This window comes from Photobacterium japonica, assembly GCF_050337005.1.
Lineage (GTDB): Bacteria > Pseudomonadota > Gammaproteobacteria > Enterobacterales > Vibrionaceae > Photobacterium > Photobacterium japonica.
Genome location: NZ_JAKJSN010000016.1, coordinates 1 through 22,342, shown reverse-complemented (window position 1 = coordinate 22,342; position 22,342 = coordinate 1). Strand labels below are relative to the sequence as shown.

General features: G+C 48.0%; 21 protein-coding genes. 12 read left to right on the top strand and 9 right to left on the bottom strand.

Translation table 11 applies throughout. The features are described from left to right. Positions 1 to 502: 502 nt before the first annotated feature. Complete coding sequence (gene ubiG / locus L4C36_RS07010) at positions 503 to 1,210, bottom strand: bifunctional 2-polyprenyl-6-hydroxyphenol methylase/3-demethylubiquinol 3-O-methyltransferase UbiG (RefSeq protein ID WP_428477082.1); 708 nt, start codon at positions 1,208 to 1,210, stop codon at positions 503 to 505. A gap of 331 nt (positions 1,211 to 1,541) precedes the next feature. Here ubiG and gyrA point away from each other — a divergent pair, with 331 nt between their 5' ends. Both gyrA and serC read left to right on the top strand, forming a co-directional pair. Next, on the top strand, positions 1,542 to 4,178 hold the full coding sequence (gene gyrA / locus L4C36_RS07005) for a DNA topoisomerase (ATP-hydrolyzing) subunit A (protein ID WP_428477081.1): 2,637 nt from the start codon (positions 1,542 to 1,544) through the stop codon (positions 4,176 to 4,178). Between the two features lie 213 nt (positions 4,179 to 4,391). Next, positions 4,392 to 5,474, top strand: coding sequence for a 3-phosphoserine/phosphohydroxythreonine transaminase (serC, locus tag L4C36_RS07000; RefSeq protein ID WP_428477080.1), 1,083 nt, complete (start codon positions 4,392 to 4,394; stop codon positions 5,472 to 5,474). Positions 5,475 to 5,646: 172 nt separating this feature from the next. Here the strand turns inward: serC and L4C36_RS06995 are convergent, their stop codons facing one another. The 3 genes from L4C36_RS06995 to L4C36_RS06985 all read right to left on the bottom strand — a co-directional run bounded on the left by L4C36_RS06995 (position 5,647) and on the right by L4C36_RS06985 (position 8,438). Continuing rightward, the gene (locus L4C36_RS06995) at positions 5,647 to 6,330 is read right to left on the bottom strand and encodes a hypothetical protein (protein WP_428477079.1); all 684 of its coding nucleotides are present in this window, start codon (positions 6,328 to 6,330) and stop codon (positions 5,647 to 5,649) included. A 208-nt stretch (positions 6,331 to 6,538) separates the two neighbouring features. Next, complete coding sequence (locus tag L4C36_RS06990) at positions 6,539 to 7,798, bottom strand: sensor histidine kinase (protein ID WP_428477078.1); 1,260 nt, start codon at positions 7,796 to 7,798, stop codon at positions 6,539 to 6,541. After that, positions 7,770 to 8,438, bottom strand: a complete 669-nt coding sequence (locus L4C36_RS06985) for a response regulator transcription factor (RefSeq protein WP_428477077.1) — start codon at positions 8,436 to 8,438, stop codon at positions 7,770 to 7,772. The genes L4C36_RS06990 and L4C36_RS06985 overlap by 29 nt, the downstream gene beginning before the upstream one ends. 93 nt (positions 8,439 to 8,531) lie before the next feature. Here L4C36_RS06985 and L4C36_RS06980 point away from each other — a divergent pair, with 93 nt between their 5' ends. The 9 genes from L4C36_RS06980 (at position 8,532) to pyrF (ending at position 17,621) form a co-directional block, all read left to right on the top strand. Further along, a complete protein-coding gene (locus L4C36_RS06980) occupies positions 8,532 to 9,668 on the top strand; it encodes a DUF5666 domain-containing protein (RefSeq protein WP_428477076.1) in 1,137 nt (378 codons plus the stop codon). A gap of 139 nt (positions 9,669 to 9,807) precedes the next feature. Continuing rightward, positions 9,808 to 10,479 carry a hypothetical protein gene (locus L4C36_RS06975; RefSeq protein WP_428477075.1) on the top strand — a complete coding sequence of 224 codons (672 nt, stop codon included), beginning with the start codon at positions 9,808 to 9,810 and terminating at the stop codon, positions 10,477 to 10,479. Between the two features lie 133 nt (positions 10,480 to 10,612). Further along, on the top strand, positions 10,613 to 11,893 hold the full coding sequence (gene aroA, locus L4C36_RS06970; RefSeq protein ID WP_428477074.1) for a 3-phosphoshikimate 1-carboxyvinyltransferase: 1,281 nt from the start codon (positions 10,613 to 10,615) through the stop codon (positions 11,891 to 11,893). 231 nt (positions 11,894 to 12,124) lie between these two features. Next, complete coding sequence (cmk, locus tag L4C36_RS06965) at positions 12,125 to 12,808, top strand: (d)CMP kinase (protein WP_428477073.1); 684 nt, start codon at positions 12,125 to 12,127, stop codon at positions 12,806 to 12,808. Between the two features lie 99 nt (positions 12,809 to 12,907). Beyond that, positions 12,908 to 14,578 carry a 30S ribosomal protein S1 gene (gene rpsA / locus L4C36_RS06960; protein ID WP_428477072.1) on the top strand — a complete coding sequence of 557 codons (1,671 nt, stop codon included), beginning with the start codon at positions 12,908 to 12,910 and terminating at the stop codon, positions 14,576 to 14,578. Positions 14,579 to 14,650: 72 nt separating this feature from the next. Next, positions 14,651 to 14,941 (top strand): integration host factor subunit beta, encoded by a 291-nt coding sequence (gene ihfB, locus L4C36_RS06955; RefSeq protein WP_428477071.1) that lies wholly within the window; start codon positions 14,651 to 14,653, stop codon positions 14,939 to 14,941. Positions 14,942 to 15,134: 193 nt separating this feature from the next. Next, positions 15,135 to 15,431 (top strand): LapA family protein, encoded by a 297-nt coding sequence (locus L4C36_RS06950; RefSeq protein WP_428477070.1) that lies wholly within the window; start codon positions 15,135 to 15,137, stop codon positions 15,429 to 15,431. Between the two features lie 6 nt (positions 15,432 to 15,437). Beyond that, positions 15,438 to 16,607 carry a lipopolysaccharide assembly protein LapB gene (gene lapB, locus L4C36_RS06945; RefSeq protein WP_428477069.1) on the top strand — a complete coding sequence of 390 codons (1,170 nt, stop codon included), beginning with the start codon at positions 15,438 to 15,440 and terminating at the stop codon, positions 16,605 to 16,607. A gap of 318 nt (positions 16,608 to 16,925) precedes the next feature. Continuing rightward, complete coding sequence (pyrF, locus tag L4C36_RS06940) at positions 16,926 to 17,621, top strand: orotidine-5'-phosphate decarboxylase (protein ID WP_428477068.1); 696 nt, start codon at positions 16,926 to 16,928, stop codon at positions 17,619 to 17,621. 109 nt (positions 17,622 to 17,730) lie between these two features. Here pyrF and L4C36_RS06935 read toward each other — a convergent pair whose 3' ends face one another. Both L4C36_RS06935 and L4C36_RS06930 read right to left on the bottom strand, forming a co-directional pair. Beyond that, positions 17,731 to 18,060 carry a zinc ribbon domain-containing protein YjdM gene (locus L4C36_RS06935; protein WP_428477067.1) on the bottom strand — a complete coding sequence of 110 codons (330 nt, stop codon included), beginning with the start codon at positions 18,058 to 18,060 and terminating at the stop codon, positions 17,731 to 17,733. 49 nt (positions 18,061 to 18,109) lie between these two features. After that, positions 18,110 to 18,766: a QnrS family quinolone resistance pentapeptide repeat protein gene (locus L4C36_RS06930; protein ID WP_428477066.1), complete on the bottom strand. Its 657-nt coding sequence runs from the start codon at positions 18,764 to 18,766 to the stop codon at positions 18,110 to 18,112. Between the two features lie 295 nt (positions 18,767 to 19,061). On the opposite strand from L4C36_RS06930, the gene L4C36_RS06925 reads away from it, so the two are divergent. Beyond that, positions 19,062 to 19,967, top strand: a complete 906-nt coding sequence (locus L4C36_RS06925) for a DMT family transporter (protein WP_428477065.1) — start codon at positions 19,062 to 19,064, stop codon at positions 19,965 to 19,967. Between the two features lie 152 nt (positions 19,968 to 20,119). Here L4C36_RS06925 and L4C36_RS06920 read toward each other — a convergent pair whose 3' ends face one another. Genes L4C36_RS06920 through L4C36_RS06910 form a run of 3 tightly spaced genes read right to left on the bottom strand, consistent with a single transcriptional unit; the run spans position 20,120 to position 21,962 of the window. Continuing rightward, positions 20,120 to 20,566 (bottom strand): pentapeptide repeat-containing protein, encoded by a 447-nt coding sequence (locus L4C36_RS06920; protein ID WP_428477064.1) that lies wholly within the window; start codon positions 20,564 to 20,566, stop codon positions 20,120 to 20,122. Between the two features lie 24 nt (positions 20,567 to 20,590). Next, positions 20,591 to 20,986: an ArsR/SmtB family transcription factor gene (locus L4C36_RS06915; RefSeq protein WP_428477063.1), complete on the bottom strand. Its 396-nt coding sequence runs from the start codon at positions 20,984 to 20,986 to the stop codon at positions 20,591 to 20,593. 55 nt (positions 20,987 to 21,041) lie between these two features. After that, positions 21,042 to 21,962: a permease gene (locus L4C36_RS06910; protein WP_428477062.1), complete on the bottom strand. Its 921-nt coding sequence runs from the start codon at positions 21,960 to 21,962 to the stop codon at positions 21,042 to 21,044. Positions 21,963 to 22,342: the final 380 nt, after the last annotated feature.

Below are 22,342 nucleotides of genomic sequence, written 5' to 3'. Positions count from 1 at the left end.
TCTTTTTCCCAGATTTCCAGCATTAGCCGTGTTTTTTGTCACTTTCAGCGAGAACGTTAGCAAAGCTTGTTAACTTTGTTAGATTTCTGCTTGTGGACGTAAACACTACATATTGGGGTGTTGAGCTTATAGGGTTACAAGATAGTGGTGAAGAGGGGGTATTGCAAGATGGTAATTTTTAACCAGCTGTGGATAACTTGGGGAATCATAATATTAAGTTAGTGCCTACCAACCTATTTGCTCAGGTCTGACAATATCATAGAAAAAAGCAATAAAAATTCGCTATAAAAATACGGGCTTGAAAAAAAAATATCTTGATTTTTTGTTGCCCTTCTTAACGGACAGAAAAGCGAACTTTTCTGGTTATTTATTGGCTAGTTATGGATTTTCGTCTTAGGGGAATTACGTGCCAGTTAAGCGGGAATAGAGGGGAAAGCGAGCAGGGCAATGAGGGTGCCCTGCAAGGACGATTACTGTGGATGTGTGCACGTAGGCGTGAAAATCACGGTTTGATGGTATGAACGATGTAGTTGACGTCCACGTTGCTACCCAACCAGTAGTGATCGGTCAGCGGGTTGTAGTGGAGGCCCGTGATATGGCGATCTTGCAACGGGGTGTTGTCAATCATGCCTAAGAGTTCAGACGGACGAATGAACTTGGCATGATCGTGTGTCCCCTGCGGCACGAGTTTCATTAACTGTTCTGCCCCAACAATGGCGAACAAGTACGATTTGATATTGCGGTTCAGGGTGGAGAAAAACACATGGCCGCCGGGCTTGACCATTTTGGCGCAGGCCGCAATCACTGACGCCGGGTCCGGTACGTGTTCCAACATTTCCATGCACGTGACGACATCGTAGGTCTCTGGGAACAACTCTGCCTGCTCTTCTGCCGTGCGCTGGACATACTCCAGCTTCGTTCCGGTTTCTAATGCATGCAGACGGGCAACGGTCAGTGGCTCCTTGCCCATGTCCAAACCGGTCACGTCAGCACCTTCTATGGCCATGCTTTCCGCCAGGATCCCGCCACCACAGCCGACATCAAGAATTTTTTTACCGAATAAGCCGTCGGCATGGTCGATAACAAAATTCAAGCGTAAGGGATTGATTTGGTGAAGAGGTTTAAATTCTCCTTCCAGATCCCACCAGCGAGATGCCATGTCTTCAAATTTACTGATCTCTGCGGGATCAACGTTCAACTGCTTGGTCATGTGATTAAGCCATCTTCCTTATAGAGGGGAGCATTATAGCGAAATTGCCCCCGTTGGACATAATGAAGATAGGGGCGACATGTGTTTACGCTGGCGCGTCATTTTTGCGTGTCACAAACCGTGTGTCTGCTAAGTGAAAGGGCGTACTGAGTGAAAAGTAAACTGATAGTGGAAAAATTCTGTTATCGAGGTTTCCGATTTTTAACCAATCCGCTAAATTACTCACAACATAATGGTGAAAGGTGTGCCTATTTAGGCTGAAATATGCTATATTCTCGCACCTTGCACGTACTAAAAATACGACAGAAATTACCTGAGGGATATTGGCTCAATGAGCGATCTTGCAAAAGATATCACGCCCGTCAACATTGAAGAAGAGCTGAAAAGCTCGTACCTCGACTATGCGATGTCAGTTATCGTGGGTCGAGCACTTCCGGATGTGCGTGATGGCCTAAAGCCAGTGCACCGTCGCGTGTTATTCGCGATGAATGTGCTAGGCAATGACTGGAATAAAGCTTACAAAAAATCTGCCCGTGTGGTGGGTGACGTAATCGGTAAATATCACCCACACGGTGATAGCGCGGTTTACGACACGATCGTACGTATGGCACAACCATTCTCGTTACGCTACATGCTTGTTGATGGCCAAGGTAACTTTGGTTCTGTCGATGGCGACTCAGCTGCGGCAATGCGTTATACCGAAATCCGTATGTCAAAAATCGCCCACGAATTGTTGGCGGATCTTGACAAGGAAACCGTGGATTATGTACCTAACTATGACGGTACAGAGCAAATCCCTGCGGTTATGCCAACGAGAGTGCCTAACCTTCTCGTGAACGGTTCATCGGGTATCGCAGTAGGTATGGCAACAAACATACCGCCGCATAACCTGGGTGAAGTGGTTAATGGTTGCTTGGCGTTGATTGATAATGAAGATATCACTATCGATCAGCTCATGGATTACATTCCTGGACCTGACTTCCCAACCGCTGCTTTGATCAATGGCCGTAAAGGTATCATTGATGCTTATCATACGGGGCGCGGTAAAGTTTACATGCGTGCCAAAGCGGATATCGAAGTAGACAGCAAAAATGGTCGTGAGACTATCGTTGTCACTGAAATCCCTTATCAGGTGAACAAAGCGCGACTCATCGAAAAGATTGCCGAGCTCGTTAAAGATAAGAAGGTTGAAGGCATCAGTGCACTGCGTGATGAGTCTGATAAAGACGGTATGCGTATTGTGATTGAATGTAAGCGTGATGCTGTGGGTGAAGTTATTCTGAATAACCTTTACTCACAAACACAGCTACAGACCACCTTCGGTATCAACATGGTTGCACTTGACCATGGTCAGCCGAAGTTGTTCAACCTGAAAGACATGCTGAAGTGCTTCGTGAATCACCGCCGTGAGGTTGTGACCCGTCGTACTATCTACGAATTGCGTAAAGCACGTGAGCGTGCACACCTGCTTGAAGGTTTGGCGATTGCCTTGGTGAATATCGATGAAATCATCGAGTTGATCAAGAGCGCACCAACACCACAAGTGGCACGTGAAGGGCTACTTTCACGTCCATGGCAGCTAGGTGATGTTGCCGCGATGCTTGAACGTGCTGGCGTTGACGCTGCACGTCCAGAGTGGCTAGAGCCACAATACGGCATCCATGGTGGTCAGTACTTCCTAACGGAACAACAAGCCCAAGCGATCCTTGAGCTACGTTTGCACCGTTTAACCGGCCTTGAGCACGAGAAGATTCTCGATGAATACAAAGGCCTGCTTGATATCATCGAAGAATTACTGTTTATCCTAGGGAGCTCTGAGCGCCTGATGGAAGTGATTCGTGATGAGCTGCATGCAGTGAAAGAACAGTTTAACGATGAACGTCGTACTGAAATTACTGCCGCAAGCCACGATATCGACCTTGAAGACCTGATCACGCAAGAAGATGTGGTGGTTACGTTGTCTCATGAAGGCTACGTGAAGTACCAGATCCTCAGCGACTACGATGCACAGCGTCGTGGCGGTAAAGGTAAAGCAGCAACGCGCATGAAGGATGAAGACTTCATTGAGCGTCTACTTGTCGCGAATACACACGATACCATTTTGTGCTTCTCAAGCCGTGGTCGTATGTACTGGCTGAAAGTATACCAGTTGCCGCAAGCGAGCCGTACGGCACGTGGTAAGCCAATTGTGAATATTCTACCGCTGGAAGAAGGTGAGCGTATTACCGCGATCCTACCAGTGAAAGAGTACGCGGCTGACAAGTTTGTCTTCATGGCCACCGCTGACGGTACCGTGAAGAAGACACCATTGACTGACTTCAGTCGTCCACGTAGTGCCGGTATCATTGCCGTTAACTTGCGTGACGGTGACTCATTGATTGGTGTTGATGTTACCAATAGTACTGACCAAATTATGCTGTTCTCTGAAGCAGGTAAAGTGGTTCGCTTCTCTGAAGAGCAAGTGCGTGGTATGGGCCGTACGGCTGCGGGTGTCCGCGGCATGAAGTTGGCGGAAGGCGATAAAGTGGTATCACTTATCGTGCCGCACAACGATGGCGATGTACTGACTGTGACCGAAAATGGTTACGGTAAGCGTACAGAACTGGCAGAGTACCCAGCGAAGAGCCGTGCAACACAAGGTGTTGTATCGATTAAAGTCTCTGAGCGTAACGGTCGCGTTGTCGGTGCTGTTCAGGTTGAAGACGGTGACGAGTTCATGATGATCACCAACGGCGGTACGCTGGTTCGTACTCGTGTTGGCGAAGTGAGCCGTGTTGGCCGTAACACACAAGGTGTGACGCTGATCCGTACCACTGATGGTGAGCTAGTCGTTGGCCTTCAACGCATTGATGAGCTGGAAGAAAGTGAATTGATCTCTGATGCAGAGATTGTTGACGGTGAAGCCGCTCCATCGACAGAACAGCCTGCGGCTGATTCTGCGGCAGAAGGTTCTTCTGAAGAAGAATAAGTAATACAGCACTATGCACTATAAAAAACGCAGCCCTCGGGCTGCGTTTTTTTTATCCTGTTGTTTAAGCACCAACTAATTCACGGCCACCCCTTTTCAGGGCGGCGAGAAAGGTGTAAAAGATCACCATTACACGGCGAGCCTGATGGAACGTGATTCAGGTTGTCGCACATCATTGCATTCCCATGTCTTAGCAGGAGCAAGTCTTTTATCATGGATAAGGTTTTTAATTTTTGCGCCGGTCCGGCGATGATCCCGGCTGACGTGCTGAAAAAGGCACAACAAGAGCTCACCGACTGGAATGGTCTGGGCACCTCCGTGATGGAGATCAGTCACCGCAGTAAAGAATTTATCCAGGTGGCTCAGCAGTCTGAGCAAGACTTACGTGATCTGATTGGGATCCCTGACAATTACCATGTGCTGTTCTGCCATGGTGGTGCCCGCGCACAGTTTGCGGCAGTACCGATGAACTTGTTGGGTGATGCGACAACCGCCGATTACATGGATGGCGGCTACTGGGCACACAGTGCCGCAGAAGAAGCCGAAAAATACTGCCGTCCGAACGTGGTGGATATTACGTGTGAAAAAGACGGCAAGAAAGCCATCTTGCCAGCGGCACAATGGCCATTGTCCGATGACGCCGCGTTTGTTCACTTCTGCCCGAATGAAACGATCGACGGGATTGAGATCCGTGACCTGCCAGTGACGGATAAGCCGATTGTTGCTGATTTGTCTTCAACGATTTTGTCGCGCGAAATCGATGTGTCGAAATACGGTGTGATTTACGCCGGTGCACAAAAGAACATCGGCCCTGCCGGTTTGACCATTGTGATCGTGCGTGATGATCTGTTGGGTAAAGCGAAAACCGCATTGCCAAGCATTTTAGATTACACCGTGCAGGTGGATAAAGAGTCCATGTTTAACACACCGCCGACCTTTGCATGGTACTTGGCCGGTGAAGTGTTCAAGTGGCTGAAAGGCATCGGTGGCGTCGCAGAGATGCAACAGCGTAACGAAGTGAAAGCCAAAACGCTGTATGACTTTATCGATCAGTCAGATTTCTACCGTAACGACGTGCATGCGGATAACCGTTCTTTGATGAACGTGCCGTTTCAGCTAAAAGACGCGGCGTTAGATGCGCTGTTCCTTGAGCAAGCGGATGCGGCAGGTCTGAAAGCCCTGAAAGGTCACCGTGTCGTCGGTGGTATGCGTGCCTCTATCTATAACGCCATGCCACTGGAAGGTGTGCAGGCGTTGGTAGACTTCATGCGTGAATTTGAACAGCAAAACGGCTAACTGTTGCTGTTGCTGTTTACACGAACGAAGATAAAAACCGCCGGCTGGCGGTTTTTTTATGGAAAGTGTTTCTAGTTTCTAGTTTCTAGTGACTCGAATTTCGTCCACTCGCCACTCGCCACTCGCTCTCTGCACTTCCTCGATCCTAGTCCCTCGTCACTCATCCCTGATCTTAATACTTAATATAACGCTGGGTCATGGGATCCCACTTGAATGCACGTAACAGGGTATCGGCGGCATGCTCAATATCATCGAGGATCAGATGCACGTCTTCGTCACGAATGCTTTTTAGCTTGGATAAGCGGTGGTAGAAAATCGTCCACGACACAGTGGCATCATCCCAATAAATCACTTCATCTCCCTGACTGCCTTGTGTCACGAAAATGTACGCAGGCGGGGAAATCGGCGGTGTCGGGGTGCAATGCGTTTCATGGTGTCGCTGTATTTCCTGTTCGATTTCATTGACTAAGGTTTGATTGCCTGCGCCACAGGCTGAAAGGCTGATCATCACCTCGCCATTGTACTGTTCCATGTCTTTAAACAGCGGATCCATGGCCATGAATAATTGTTGCCAGTTAAGAAAATCCCGCCCGAATGAGACGCCCCGTTCGTTGCCATGCGCAGAAAGGTGAATACACAGTGGGCGTTGCTTACTACGGGTGACGTGGATGTTGTCGATAGAGGAGATGTAGTCGCAGTACTTCTCTAAATCTTCGGCACAATAGGCTGTTAAGATGGCCACCTCATGACCAATGATGTGACAGATCTTTTCGAGCGCTTTGGCTTCAGAGCGATCTTGCAATAAATCCATGGGGCCGACACATTCAATAATAAACAGGCGGATTTTATCGCTCATGGTAAGGGGTCCTTTGTTATCTGCTGTTTTCTTCTTTAGGGGCGAAAGAGCGATGAGCATGACGCCGTGCATACATCGAAAACAGAAAATTAAAGGGATTATGCGGGGAACGCGAATAAGCGCGCGTGTTTTTCGAGTGAGTAGACACAATAGTGGGGAAAGTCAGGGAAATGACCCAAGCGGTTGAGTACCGAGTGGGTCATTCGAGTCAGTGTGTCAGTGAGTCAGCGTTCGAAAATGAGACGGTGGTTTTGAATTGCTGGCCGTCATCGTTAGTTGTGAAAAACCACCCCATGCGTTCGCAAATCCGCTCTACAATCACCAATCCACAACCGTATCCGGCATGGTAGGTTTCATTGCCTTCGTGACGGTTGATGATGGTTAAGGTGTGGTATGCCAGTTGAATGTAAATATCCCCCACGCTGTAACTGAACGCATTTTTGATCAGGTTATTAATAATAATGGTAATAAAGCTCTCTGGGGCCACAATTACCTTCGATGACACCACGCGCAATGCGTAACTGGCATCCTGTTTAGCAAACAGCGGGGCTAGCGCGTCCAGCTGTTGGCGCAATTTCTGCTCTAAATCGTGTTCCCCCAAATGGTGTACTTCCACACTTTCTTTGCCCAGTAACAAGAAGGTTTCGGTTAATACCCGCATTTCTTCGCTGGCTTTGCCTACCCGGTCAATGGCTTTTAATGCCACAGCGGGTTGATTGGGGACTTTATTCAGGAGTTCCGCCGATCCCTGAATCACCATGATAGGTGTGCGTAGTTCATGTGAGGCAAAGCGGCTGAATTCTTTTTCCCGTAGGAAAAAGCTGGCAATGTTACTTTTGCTGTCTAGCAGGGTTTGTTCAATTTTACGGGTTTCGTTATACGCCGTTTCGACCTTGAAATAGGGTTGATCCGGTGGCATTTGTGCCACTTTTGCTTCAATGAGACCCAACGGTTTAGAAATAGTGCGGACAAAGTAAATACCGTACATTGCCATTCCCAGCGACACGAGTATGCCGAATAAGAAGGTGAAGGAATGCAGGCTGTCTTCATAGCCATCGAGGTAATCATCGGCATCATCTTGAAACAAGACATACATTAAGCCTTTACCAGAAGGGTGTCGAAAGGCAATAAAGTGCTTGTCTTCCTCGCCGAGTAAGTGCTCATAGAATCCCGGTTTATTGTAGGCATGCAGCCAGCTTGGCATTTTGCCTTCGCTCCAGTAACTGCTGAACTCGTCACTGTTGGGCAGCGGAGTGTTTTCTTTGTGTACCCGGTACTCATCGACAAAGCGCTCGGCTTCTGCATCTAACCAGTGATGCAGGCTGATGATCTCTAACTGGTTCTCGGCAATATAAATCACCGACCAAAACAGAGAGAACATAGCGAATGTCATGATGCCAAAGCTCCAGCGGATCTTGCGATAGATGCTGGGAAAATGGTTATGCTTTAATGCGGTAGCCTTGTCCATGAATGGTCTCTAATCGTGAATGGTCAAACCCTTTGTCGATGGCATTGCGCAAGCCATAAATATGGCTACGCAGGGCATCGCTTGATGGCGATTCATCGCCCCATACCGCCTCAATTACCTCTTGGCGGCTGACAATGCTGGGGGCTTTGCGCAGTAGTGCTTTCAATATCTTGTATTGAATACGACTGAGCTTGATAGGGCGGCCATCGCGGGTCACTTCATCAGTACGGGTATTCATGCTGATATCCGCAAACGTGAGCGCGCCAATGTCTTGTCGTGGACCACGGTTGTTTAACGCATGCAGACGCAACAGCAGCTCTTGCATCGCAAAGGGTTTCATCAGGTAGTCATCGCCCCCGGCTTGAAAGGCCGCGATCTTGTCATCCAGTGAATCTTTGGCGGTCAGGAATAAAATCGGGGTCTGACAGTAGTGTTCTTCCCGCATTTTGGTGACAGCCGTGATCCCATCCATTTTCGGCATCATGATATCCATGATGATCACGTCATAATGCTGTTCTGCCACGCGCGCGATGGCGGCTTCGCCGTGGTACGCGCAATCAATGGTGATTCCTTCCAGTTCCAGATAGTCAGCAATGGTTTCCACCACGCTGTGGTTGTCATCGACGATCAATACTTTCATAAGATAATTTCACTTTTCTTCACGACTACTTCACGTTTCTAGGTGTAATATACCGCCTACAAAAACAATATTCCTTAGCTCATAGGTGTTTAGATGAAAAAATTGGCATTGGTATCGATGATTGGCTTGGTTCTAGCGGGCTGTGGTGGCGGTGGTAGCGACGACAATGGTGGCCAGACTCAGCCACAACCAAAAGCGGTGATGGGTACTATCGAATCAGTGCAATCTAATAACATCTGGGTTAATGGTGATAAATACACTGTATCATCGGTAGGTTACGGCAATCTAAATGATGTGATGGCACCAACTGCACTTGCTCCTAACATGATGGTAAAACTGGTTGAGCATGCGCGTGCGGGCGTGGAAGTGCAACTTGAGCCAACCATGATTGGTATGGCAAGTGAAGTGTCTGGTAACAACTTTAAAGTGAATGGCGTTGCACTAACATTTAATGGCCTGAAAGGTATTGAAAACGGTGATTGGGTGCTAGTGTCATCCTTGCCAACAGCGACAGAAGGTTACAAAGTACTGTCTGTTGTGAAAATTGAAGCAGACAAGTTTGACAACACGGTTGAAATTGAAGGCCCTGTTAGCAACCTTGATGAAAACACCACGACCTTTAAATTGGGCGCAGCACTAACCGTTAACTACAATACGGCAAAAATGGATCTGGATTCAGCCTTAGCAAATGATCTGTGGGTTGAAGTGACCGGTAAAATGAATGGTGCTACTAACGAGTTAGATGCAACGGAAGTTGAAGCTGACGATTATGATGATCTTGGCAACGAAGCAGAAGTTGAAGGTATTATTACGGCTGTAAACCACAGCGAATCTTACTTTGAAGTTAACTACCGTGGTCGCTTTAACTTTGACCACTCTACCGAGGTTGAACTGGCTAATGACCGTGACGGTTCAATCGCGGATATTAAGCTAGGTCTACAGGTCGAAGTGGAATCTGTATTGAGAAATGGTCAGCGTTTCGCGACAGACGTTGAGTTTGATAACTACGCAGGTAATCAGTGGCAGACGTTTGAGCAGGAAGGACAAGCTGCAGAAGGTACAGAAGCTGGTTCATTCAAGCTAAACGGTATGACGATTTTCACTGACAGTAAAACGCGTTACGAAGACGGTCTGACATTTGACTCTTTGACGCAGGTGGGTTTGATTGAAGTTGATGGTGTAGTGATTAACGGTAAAAAAGTTGCTCGCGAAATCGAACGTGAAGACTAATCACACTCAGTGATGATTCATTTCAAATCATCATCCTAAGTTTGTAAATAAAGCGCCCTTGTGGCGCTTTATTTGTATATGCCTCAGGCGTATGGTCTCCCCATCAAATTCAACCTAGTTAATGAGTTTAGAAGGGTGTATGAAGACATTGAGTATTGCCGTGGCATTGAGTGTGTTATTGAGCGGATGTGGCGATAAGGCCACTGTGCCGGTCTCCCATGATACGCCGACCGACAGCACCGTTTCGGGTGTGATAGAAGCGGCCTCGGTCTATGACATGACCCTTAATGGGACCACGTACCCGACTCAAGACGCGGAAGCGAACTACGAAGGCCAAGATTACAATGTCACGTCCGTGAAAAAAGGCATGGCTGCCACGCTGCAACTTGCCAATGATAAGGTGACCGACATTTCGCTGGATCCGGCATTCGCGGGACTCGCTGTATTGAATCCAGAAAATGAGTTGTTGATGAATGGCACCCAAATCCGGATTACCGATCCGCAAGTGTTTACCTTAGATTACCGATACGGTGGCGGCAGCTTAGGCTGGGTGATGGTCTTTGCGCATTTGGATGATCAGGATCACTGGGTGGTCACCAATGTGTCCCCCGTGGATGCCATGCCAAATGCAGAAATGGAAGGCAAGGTATCGCATTTAACCCGTGACCACTTCCAACTTGATGGTGCGAAGGTCGCTTACTCAGCATCAATGGTGGCAGGCGATAAACCGCTAGCAGAAGGCATGTACGTGCAGGCGTTCGGTCAATTTATCAACGACCAACTCAGCGCGAATCGGATTGATATCAAATAGTGGTATAACAGCGCGGCAAGCAAAAGCGACGAGAGTGGCGTTGTGCGCTGTGATGAAAGATCGGTATAGATCACAGCGTTAATATTGGTTACTCTGAAATGACTGCGACCAAACAGGATAGAAGAATTCAGAGATGGAAAGTATAACGTTACAGCCGATAAACAAGATTAACGGCACGGTGAATCTGCCGGGTTCAAAGAGTGTCTCGAACCGCGCCTTGCTATTGGCGGCGTTAGCAACAGGGACGACGCGACTGACCAACTTGCTCGACAGTGACGATATTCGTCATATGTTGAATGCGCTGCAGGCACTGGGTGTGACCTACCACTTGTCTGCCGACAAAACCGAATGTGAAATTACCGGCCTGGGCGGGGCGTTTCAGTCCTCCGAGGCACAGGAACTGTTTCTTGGCAATGCGGGCACTGCAATGCGCCCGTTGGCAGCGGCGTTATGTCTGGGTAACGGTGAATACGTATTGACCGGTGAGCCTCGCATGAAAGAACGCCCAATAGGCCACTTAGTGGATGCGTTGCGTAGCGCGGGTGCTTCTATTACTTACCTTGAAAACGAACACTACCCACCGCTTAAAATCAGCGGTACAGGGTTAAGTGGCGGAGAGGTTGAGATTGACGGGTCGATTTCCAGTCAGTTTTTGACCGCGTTCTTGATGGCGGCGCCATTAGCTAAAGCCGATACAGTGATCCGCATTAAAGGGGATCTGGTGTCTAAGCCGTACATTGATATCACCCTGCACATTATGGCGCAGTTTGGTGTCACGGTAGACAATCACGATTACCAACAGTTTGTGGTAAAAGGGGGCCAGACCTACGTTTCACCGGGGGATTTCCTGGTGGAAGGCGATGCATCATCGGCATCTTACTTCTTAGCGGCGGCAGCGATTCGTGGCGGTGAAGTGAAAGTGACCGGTATTGGTAGCAAGAGTATCCAAGGGGATATTCAGTTTGCCGATGCGTTAGCCGCCATGGGCGCTGACATCGAATGGGGTGATGACTACGTGATTGCACGCCGTGGCGAACTCAATGCGGTGGATTTGGATTTCAACCATATTCCTGATGCCGCGATGACCATTGCCACGACAGCCTTGTTCGCCAAAGGCACAACCGCCATTCGTAATGTGTACAACTGGCGCGTGAAAGAAACGGATCGACTGACCGCAATGGCGACCGAGTTGCGTAAAGTCGGTGCCGAGGTGGTTGAAGGGGACGATTTTATCACCATTACCCCGCCGGCAACGTTGCAACACGCCGCGATTGATACCTATGATGATCACCGCATGGCGATGTGTTTCTCGCTGGTGGCATTAAGCGACACGCCGGTGACTATCAATGACCCGAAATGTACGTCTAAGACTTTCCCTGACTATTTTGAGAAGTTGGCTATACTAAGCGAATAATCGTCTTGGGGCGGTAAGATGACACTGTAACACCCGTCACTGTTGGCGGGTGTTGTTTTTTTGCTGTTTTTTTTGTTGTAATAGTGCGGTATTACCGATTGGTATCAGTGGTATTTTCCCGTATAATCTGCCCCCGCAAAAAAGATGTAATACGTATCTGCATTTCGAGCGCGTTCGATGGGGTGTGGATGGGTATTACTGCTTACGTTAGAACAAGTTCGGAGAACGCTTATGTCAACTCATGCTCCAGTGATCACTGTCGATGGACCAAGCGGTGCAGGTAAAGGCACCCTGTGTATGTTATTGGCAGATAAACTGGGCTGGAAACTGCTTGATTCTGGCGCAATTTACCGTGTATTAGCACTGGCTGCTATTCATCACGGTGTAGAACTTGAATCGGAAGACGCGCTTGTGCCATTGGCCGCGCATCTGGATGTTCAGTTCATCGCTGAAGGCGATCTCGTCAAGGTGATCCTTGAAGGGGAAGATGTGTCAGGTGAGCTTCGTAAAGAAGAAACCGGCATGGCAGCATCAAAAGTGGCGGCATTGCCACGTGTACGTGAAGCGCTATTGCGTCGTCAGCGTGCATTCAGCGAAGCACCGGGACTGGTCGCGGATGGTCGAGATATGGGCACCGTTGTCTTTCCGCAAGCAGAAGTCAAGATTTTCCTCGATGCCAGTGCAGAAGAACGTGCGAATCGTCGCATGAACCAGTTGCAACAGAAAGGCTTAGATGTTAACTTTGTCCACCTTTTGAAAGAAATTCAAGAGCGCGATGATCGTGATCGCAACCGCGCGGTTGCTCCCCTTCGTCCCGCTGAAGACGCATTAGTGCTCGATTCAACGTCCATGACGATTGAACAAGTCACTGCACAAGCACTTGCGTATATTGAAACAAAATTGTCTGCTGAATAGTTCAGTAGACGGCGTCGGTGTCACGGATGATAACTGACATTACTACCAACCCCATGCGGTAGGATACCCATGGTTGTTAATCAGATTGAAGATTAAATAATGACTGAATCTTTTGCTTTACTCTTTGAAGAGTCTCTAAACGAACTAGAAACACGTCCTGGCGCGATCGTTAAAGGTACTGTTGTAGCTATCGAAAACGGTTACGTACTAGTTGACGCAGGCCTTAAGTCTGAGTCTTCTATCCCAGTTGAAGAATTCAAGAACGCTGCTGGCGAACTAGAAATCGAAGTTGGTGCAGAAGTTGACGTTGCTCTAGATGCAGTAGAAGACGGCTTCGGTGAGACTAAGCTATCTCGTGAAAAAGCGAAGCGTCACGAAGCTTGGATCGTTCTAGAAAAAGCTTACGAAGATGCTGAAACTGTTATCGGTATCATCAACGGTAAAGTTAAAGGCGGCTTCACAGTTGAACTTAACGGCATCCGTGCGTTCCTACCAGGTTCTCTAGTAGACGTTCGCCCAGTTCGTGACACAGCTCACCTAGAAAACAAAGAGCTAGAGTTCAAAGTAATCAAGCTTGACCAGAAGCGTAACAACGTAGTTGTTTCTCGTCGCGCAGTTATCGAATCAGAAAACAGCGTTGAGCGTGATGAACTTCTTGCTTCTCTACAAGAAGGCATGGAAGTTAAAGGTATCGTTAAGAACCTTACTGACTACGGCGCATTCGTTGATCTTGGCGGTGTTGATGGTCTACTACACATCACTGACATGGCTTGGAAACGCGTTAAGCACCCATCTGAAATCGTTAATGTTGGCGACGAGATCAACGTTAAAGTTCTTAAGTTCGATCGTGAGCGTACTCGCGTATCACTAGGTCTTAAGCAGCTAGGCGAAGATCCATGGGTAGCAATCGCTAAGCGTTACCCAGAAGGTACTAAACTTTCTGGCCGTGTAACTAACCTAACTGATTACGGCTGCTTCGTAGAAATCGAAGAAGGCGTTGAAGGTCTAGTACACGTTTCTGAAATGGATTGGACTAACAAAAACATCCACCCATCTAAAGTTGTTAACGTTGGCGACGAAGTTGAAGTTATGGTTCTTGATATCGACGAAGAACGTCGTCGTATCAGCCTAGGTCTTAAGCAGTGTAAAGCGAACCCATGGCAGTCATTTGCAGAAATGCAAGCTAAGGGCGACAAAGTAACTGGTAAGATCAAGTCTATCACTGACTTCGGTATCTTCATCGGTCTTGACGGCGGCATCGACGGTCTAGTTCACCTATCTGACATTTCTTGGAATGTTGCTGGTGAAGACGCAGTTCGTGACTTCAAGAAAGGCGACGAAATCTCTGCTGTAGTTCTAGCGGTTGACGCTGAGCGCGAGCGTATCTCTCTTGGTATCAAGCAAATCGACGAAGACCCGTTCAACGGCTACGTTGCAGCTAACAAGAAAGGTGCTCTAGTTAACGGTACTGTTACTGCTGTTGACGCGAAAGGCGCAACTGTTGAGCTAGCTGAAGGTGTTGAAGGTTACCTACGTGCTTCTGAAGCATCTGTTGACCGTGTTGAAGACGCAACTCTAGTTCTTTCTGTAGGCGATTCTGTTGAAGCTAAATTCACAGGCGTTGACCGTAAGAACCGCGTAGTTAACCTATCTGTTCGCGCTAAAGACGTTGCTGATGAGCAAGAAGCAATGGCGACACTGAACAAGCAAGATGATGCTGCGTTCGGTAATGCTATGGCTGACGCTTTCAAAGCTGCTAAAGGCGAATAATTGAGCTAAGGGGGAAGATTTTTCCCCCTAAGCGGTTATACTATTGAGAAACATACTAAAAACGGAGTGTTTATGACAAAGTCTGAATTAATTGAAAGGCTATGTAGTCAACAAACACATCTTTCTGCCAAACAGGTAGAAGATGCAATCAAGGATATCCTTGAGCATATGGCAACCACTCTTGCTGAGGGTGATCGTATTGAGATCCGTGGCTTTGGTAGCTTCTCTCTGCATTACCGTGCTCCGCGTGTCGGTCGCAATCCTAAGACTGGGGACAAGGTAGAGTTGGACGGCAAGTACGTTCCTCACTTTAAACCGGGCAAAGAATTACGTGACCGTGTTAACTCTGCAATAGCAGGTTAACCACGTATCGAACATAAAAACGGCATACTGCTTAGTATGCCGTTTTTTTATGCTTATTGATCATGGTCTGATGAGCCAAAATCTTGCATAATCAGGCATGCCTATCTGTTTAAGTGCCTGTTACGTTTTTCGTTCGCGCATTGACGACTTCAGATTGGTGTTATCAACGTTTATTGAGTGAGAAGGATTCACGATGAAGAAGATACTGAGTGCATTGACGGTTGTTATTTTGCTTGGTTGTTTCTTTGTAGCCATGGCTTTGGGTACGCAGAACCAACAAGTGATCAATTTTGATTTTCTGATTGCACAGGGAGATTTCCAACTGTCGACATTGTTGGGAATTGCATTCGGTTCCGGTTTTGGGCTTGGTTGGCTAATTTGCGGCCTGCTATACCTGAAAGCGCGCTTTGCTAGAAACCGCCTGAGAAAGAAAGTCCAAAAACAGCAAACAGAATTAAATCAGCTTCGTGCCGAACCTGTAAAGGAATAACCATTAATGCTAGAGCTGTTGTTCCTGCTTTTGCCTATTGCTGCCGCCTACGGCTGGTACATGGGTAACAGGAGCGCTAGTAATAAACAACAGGAGCAGTCTCACCACATGTCACGTCAGTACGTGACGGGGTTGAACTTGCTGTTATCGGACCAATCCGATAAAGCGGTTGATGTCTTCATCGAGCTGCTCCAAGTTGACAGTGAAACGATTGATACCCACCTTGCCTTGGGGAACTTGTTCCGCAGCAGAGGGGAGGTTGATCGTGCCATTCGTATACACCAAAATCTCATTGCAAGGCCGAACCTGACCATTGATCAGCGTAACTTGGCATTGCAACAATTGGCGCAAGATTACATGGCCGCAGGCTTCTTTGATCGCGCTGAGAAAATTTTTGAACAATTGCTGGATGAACCCGATCACCGTAAAGGGGCCTTACTGCAGCTATTGACCATTTACCAGCAAACCCGTGAGTGGGAGAAAGCCATTGACGTGTCCACTCAGCTGGTAAAAATGGGCAAGAGCAAGCTCAAGCACGACATTGCGCACTATTGGTGTGAAATGGCGATGCTGGAAATGAGCGCGCAAAATCCAGAGAAAGCCAAGCAGCTATTGAAAAAATCGCTCGCGGCCGATAAAACCTGTGTGCGCGCCTCTATCATGTTAGCGAAGATTTTTATCTCGGAAGACGAGTATAAAGCCGCCGCCAAGCAGTTAGAGCGTGTGGCCGAACAAGACATGGAATTCATTGGCGAAGCCTTGCCATTGCTGCTTGAATGTTACGAAGCCACCAACAGCGAGACCGCGTGGTTGAAGTACCTGCGTTATTGCGTGGAAGAAAAAGCCGGTTCTACCGCTGAACTGATGCTGGCTGATGAAATTGCCAAGCGTGAAGGGGCCATCATGGCGCAGTCCTACATGACGCGTCAGTTGCAGAAAAATCCGACCCTAAAAGGTTTCTACCAGTTAATGGATTACCATTTGGATGAAGCGGAAGAAGGGCGAGCGAAAGAAAGCCTGATGACCTTGCGTGGTATGGTTGGCGAGCAATTGAAAATTAAGCCGCATTACCGTTGTCGCCAGTGTGGGTTTGCCACGCATTCGCTGTACTGGCAATGCCCATCCTGTAAAGGGTGGGGCACCATTAAGCCGATCCGCGGTCTTGACGGTGAGTAAGAGTAAGCACCTGTCTCAGTTGGTCATAACGGCATGCATCATGATATGAAGACCCTAAAAGCCTATTCGTTTGAATAGGCTTTTTGCTATGTGTCATCGGCCTAATGTGCGGCGTGATCATCGCCGGGAGCAGTAAGTATTGATGGGTTGTTGAGTTATGTGCGGCTAACAAACGATTGGCATTGATAGATAACTGTTGTTTTTGACGCTTAGGTGCAGCAAAGCAATAATTGTTCGCATAATTCATCTTTTACTGTACAATCCCGACCGCGCCCAGCATACCGGGCTTGATTGACCTATAACTTAGCAGGAGATGCCATGTTAGACCCAAAAGTGATTGTTGCTCTTGATTACCCAAGCCAGGAAGAGGCCTTGGCCTTCGTTGACCGCATTGAGCCGGGTAGCTGCCGATTGAAAGTGGGCAAAGAGATGTTCACGTATTTTGGCCCTGACTTTGTGCGTCAGCTGCAAAACCGCGGCCACTCTGTCTTCCTTGATTTGAAATTTCACGATATCCCTAACACCTGTTCTCACGCTGTGCGTGCTGCCGCGGAGTTAGGCGTGTGGATGGTGAACGTGCATGCATCAGGCGGTGAACGCATGATGGCTGCATCGCGTGAAATTCTTGAGCCGTACGGCAACGATCGTCCGTTACTGATTGGTGTGACCGTGCTAACCAGCATGGAAGCGTCTGACTTGCGTGGTATCGGTATTCAGTGCGAGCCACAAGAGCACGTATTGAACTTGGCGCGCTTGACGCAAAACAGCGGCCTTGATGGCGTCGTGTGTTCTGCACAAGAAGCGAGCCTGCTAAAAGGCGAGCTAGGCCAGTCATTCAAACTGATCACCCCGGGTATTCGCCCTGCGGGCAGCGAAGCCGGTGACCAACGCCGTGTGATGACCCCTGTGGAAGCGGTACAAGCCGGTTCTGACTACTTGGTGATTGGTCGCCCGATAACTCAAGCGGCGGATCCTGCTGCGGTACTGGCTGCGATTAACAAGACGCTGGCTTGATATAATCAGCGATAGCAAAGATTAAAAAGAAACAGGCCCTTATGTATACAAGGGCCTGTTTTTTTATGCGCAGTGCAAAAGCGGTATGCGTTGGGATTGAGAAAAAAGATTAGGCTTTTTTCACAAAGGCCGCGGTCACCATCATGTCGCCGGCGCCATCCATTTTGCAATCGAGTTGATGGTCTTTGCCTTCCACGATACGTTTAATCACCGCTTTGGTGCCAATCTTCAATACCAGTGAACTGCCTTTCACTTTCAAATCTTTTGCGACGGTCACTTTATCGCCTTCGGTTAATACGGTGCCGTTAGCATCTTTCACCGTGAAGGTCTCTTCTACGGCATTCGGATCCCATTCATGGGCGCACTCTGGGCATACAAGGTGATTCTGGTCAGGGTACACGTATTCAGATTGACAGTTTGGGCAAGGTGGAAAAGACATAAATGGCTACTTATTCATTGAAGGAAAAATAAAGCGACCATAATAATCATTAATCTGGGTAAATCACAATACCGAGCGTTTCGAGTAACTGTTCTTGTTGCCAAGCGGCGATCTTCACCCCAGTCATGTCCACTTTTCGTGGATCCAGCCCATCAAGCTCGGCATGGCATAAGTTTGCGCCCTGCATGCTAAATTGTCCCCAGACATCTTCAGAGAACACACCTCGGCTTAAATCCGACTCTTTCAGTGATGCCCCCAGCAGGTTTGTGCCAATCCAACGGTTTTCAAATAGCTCACATTTTTCTAAACAGACGCGCTCCATGTTGGCATACGCGAGGTTACAGCCTGTAATGAACGCCGAACAAAAGTACATGCGATTGCTGACTTGGTTGGCGAAAGAGGTCCGGAAAAAATTCGCCCCTTTTAAATCACACTCTCGAAATTCAATGCCGTAGCAATTGGCATTACTGAAATTCGCCATGGCCAGTTGGCATTGCTGGAAACTCGCATCGCGAAGATCGGCACTGTCAAAGTGGCAGCCTTCCACCTCACCTTGTTCAATGAACTTACAATTAATGAAAGTTGTGTCGCGCAAGTTGGCGCGTTGGAAGTCACAACGAATGAACGTGCAACCGGTAAACGTGAGTTCGCTTAAATCTTGACGAGAGAAGGTGTGATTACGATAAGTATAATGATTCGTTTCCATGCTGGCTCCTTGTTAAGGTGTTGGCAAGGTTACCACTGTGCTCAACGTCGCGCACGAAATTAAAATCGTTAAAAATCAGGATTTTAAAAGTGCGTTTTTTACCGCTTTAAAGGGGGTAAATCAGCGCGTAGCGCGGCTATCCATGGGTTTTTAATATGCGCCCTCGTTGAAAAAAGTTTGTCTCGTTATCGTGTGATACACGAGATTAATCTTATCGTGGACGATAACAAACCCGTAGGTTGGTCATCCCAAACTGCGATATGATGCCTTCTTCCCCATTTTGATTGAAATCTATATGCCTTCTCTTTCTCTTTCCCACATCCCTGTCGGGGTGCGCTTCATGGTGCTGTCTGCGTTTGGCTTCGCCCTCATGTCGGCCTGCGTTAAGTACGTCAGTAATTACGGTATTCCCGTGTTTGAAATTGTCGCGGCCAGGGCTTTTGTGTCGCTGATCATCAGTTATTTGGATGTGAAGCGAAAGGGCATTTCCGTCTGGGGAACCAACAAACCGCTGCTGTTTTTACGTGGCGCGGTCGGCACGATGTCGTTGATGTGTGTGTATTATGCCGTCACTACCTTGCCCTTGGCCGAAGCGACCATTTTGCAGTATGTCCATCCGGTGTTTACTGCGTTACTTGGCGTGTTGTTCCTGAAAGAGCAGATCCAAAAATCCACGATTGTCTGTATTCTGTTCTGCCTTGCGGGCTTGTTTGTGATGGTGCAGCCCAATATTCATACTAACATCGTCAATGAGCTTCCTCTATTTAGTATCATGATTGCATTGTGCGGGGCATTTGGTAGCTCCATTGCTTATGTGATTGTGCGCAAGTTAAGCCAAACCGAAGACAGCTCCGTCATCATCTTCTATTTCCCGTTGGTGGCCTTGCCGATTTCATTGACCCTGATTTGGGATAACTTCGTTTGGCCAAGCCTGTTCCTGACCGTCATGCTGATCTTCGTCGGCATCTTCACGCAAATTGGCCAATACGGCCTGACCAAAGCGATGCAGACCCAAGCGGCCGGGAAAGCGTCAGCCTATTCCTATGTGCAAATTGTGTTTTCTGCCTTGCTCGGCGTGTGGGTGTTTAATGAAATCCCGTCTGTTTGGACGTACATGGGCGGCGGCCTGATCGTGACGGGTGCGTTGATCAATGTGCTGGGCATGAAAATATTGGCGCCGTTTAAGCGGATGGCGAGTTAGCGAGTATCGAGGGACTAGGAAAAGCGGGGGTTGTAGGGTGAGGAGCTAGGTGCGGTGGCCCTATGGCCCTGTGGTTGTTGGTGTCGGAGGGGCTGAGTGCCCCTTCTTGTTACGGTTCATCGATATGACCTATCGATGCTTTCTACTTACGATTACGCGGTTTGGCAGCGTGGCTGATTTGGATCGCGTAACGTAATGATTGTGCCAGCCAATGTTGGCTTTTCAAATGAACCGTCACTGAAGCGGGTGTGACGAAAGTTCGTGTGGTACAGATCAGCGCGCGTGAAATCGACATTGTTCATTTGCGCGTGACTTAGATTGGCATTGCGCAAATCGGCATCGTGGAACATCGTTCCAGTCAGATTAGCATGGCTCAAATTGGCAAACGTCATATCGGCGTCGCTCAAGTTCGCGCCAGAGAAATTGCTACCTCGGCAATTTGCCCGAATGAAGTTCGCCCGGCAAAGCACCGCGCCTTGCAGATCAAGATTCGAGAGATCGGTATGGCTGAAAACGGCACGTTCACCGCCTGTATTTACCAACCATAATCGGTGTTGTTCGAGGATGTTATCCAGCTCTGCTTGGGTTAATGTCTTCATTGCTACCGTTATTGGTTACTATCGTTATTCATTGAGTTTGGCTTGCCATATTTCGGTATCCGCACCAACCACACATTCACCGTTCACGCGAAGTGAAAGGCGCAGCATGCACCGCTTGGTCACTTCTTGAAAATCGTCTTCGGGTAAAAATCGTACCGAGTCCACCAATGCGCGACAGTGCGGAGCTGCCTGCTCTTTCAAGGTGTAAAACACCCACTTGCCTTTCTTTTGGTGGTTCAGCAATCCCGCTTTATAAAGCATTTTGAGGTTTCGGGAGGTGTTGTATTGCGTATCACCGATAATATCCATCGCTTCGGCTACCGCGATACATTCATCCACGTGAAGGAATAACCAAAATAAACGCAGTCTGTTTGGCTCAGACAGCGCTTTAAGTGCATCAATATACTTCTCATCCATCATGGTTATGCCCTTTTCATTGAATTATCGCGCCACGCATTGTGGTGGCGCGATGCATTTATATCACGTATTGGAAGATAGCCCCGCCAATAATCGCGGTGGTTAGCACGATGCCCACAAAGGCAATGACGGCCTTTCTTTTCAGCACGGCTGATACTAGCGCAATTTCAGGTAAACTTGCACCCGTACCACCAATAATCAGTGCCAGTGCTGCACCTAACCCCATTCCTTTTGCAATCAATACATTAAGTAACGGAATGGCCATTTCAATGCGCAGGTAAAGTGGGATACCAATCAGTGACGCCACCACGATAGATTGCATACCGTCACCGCCGACATATTTCTCAACCAAGTCCGCAGGCAGGTAGGCCGCTGAGAATCCACTAATCGCTGCACCAAGCAATACGTACGGGATGATGCGTTTGAACAGCGACCATGCGCCAGCCATCGCATTGCGCATTCTTGAGCGTGAAGTCGGCGTGCCGCCACATGTTTTCACTGTATTGCTGCTGCAACCGGTTGTTTTCGTGTCTTCTAATTCATCACCACGTTTTATTTCATTGCGCCATGGTGATTTTGCAATCAAGAAACCGCCCAGTACCGCCGCTGTGAAGGTGATCAAGAAGTACACAACGGTGATTTTCAAACCGAACGCCGCATAAATCATGGCTAAGACAATAAAGTTACACAACGGCGCTGAAATGATGAAGCTCATTACTGTCCCGAGTGACGCGCCCATTGAAGCCATCGCCATCGTGACAGGCACCACCGCCGCACTGCAGAACGGCGTGAGCATCCCAAATAATGCACCGAGTAATGTTCCCCACTTATCGTGTTTGGTTAACGTCGCTTGCAGTTTGTCTTGGGGGATATATTCACGCATCAAGCCGGTTAACACCGACACAATGGCAATGATAACCACCAAGCCTTTGGCGACATAAAAGAACTCATTCAATGCAATCGCTAATGTAGCATCCAAAATTTTAATCTCTGACTATGGAAAAGAGGCCAGATCATATACTCACATGCGCGATTGTGCAAGTGTCGGTTTTTAAGAAAGGAGCGAGTAAAAGTGGAGAGGAGATCCGTGATGAGGGCGAATGGCTGTGAGGATTGATTTTTCGATAAGTGGGCAGTTGAAGTCGTTAGTATTAGAAAATAAAACATGTATTTGTAAAGTGTGAAATAAGTTAAGGTTATGTTTGGAGTGAGAAATGATGACACTAAATATAAATTTAGTTATCAATAGAGGCATTGCTACCTACTGTTTTTACTTGTGTTAATTACCTTTTTTTTCAAAAAAATATGAAATTAACCCATTTATAGTTAAATCGTTTGAGTTATAGATGATTTTATGTC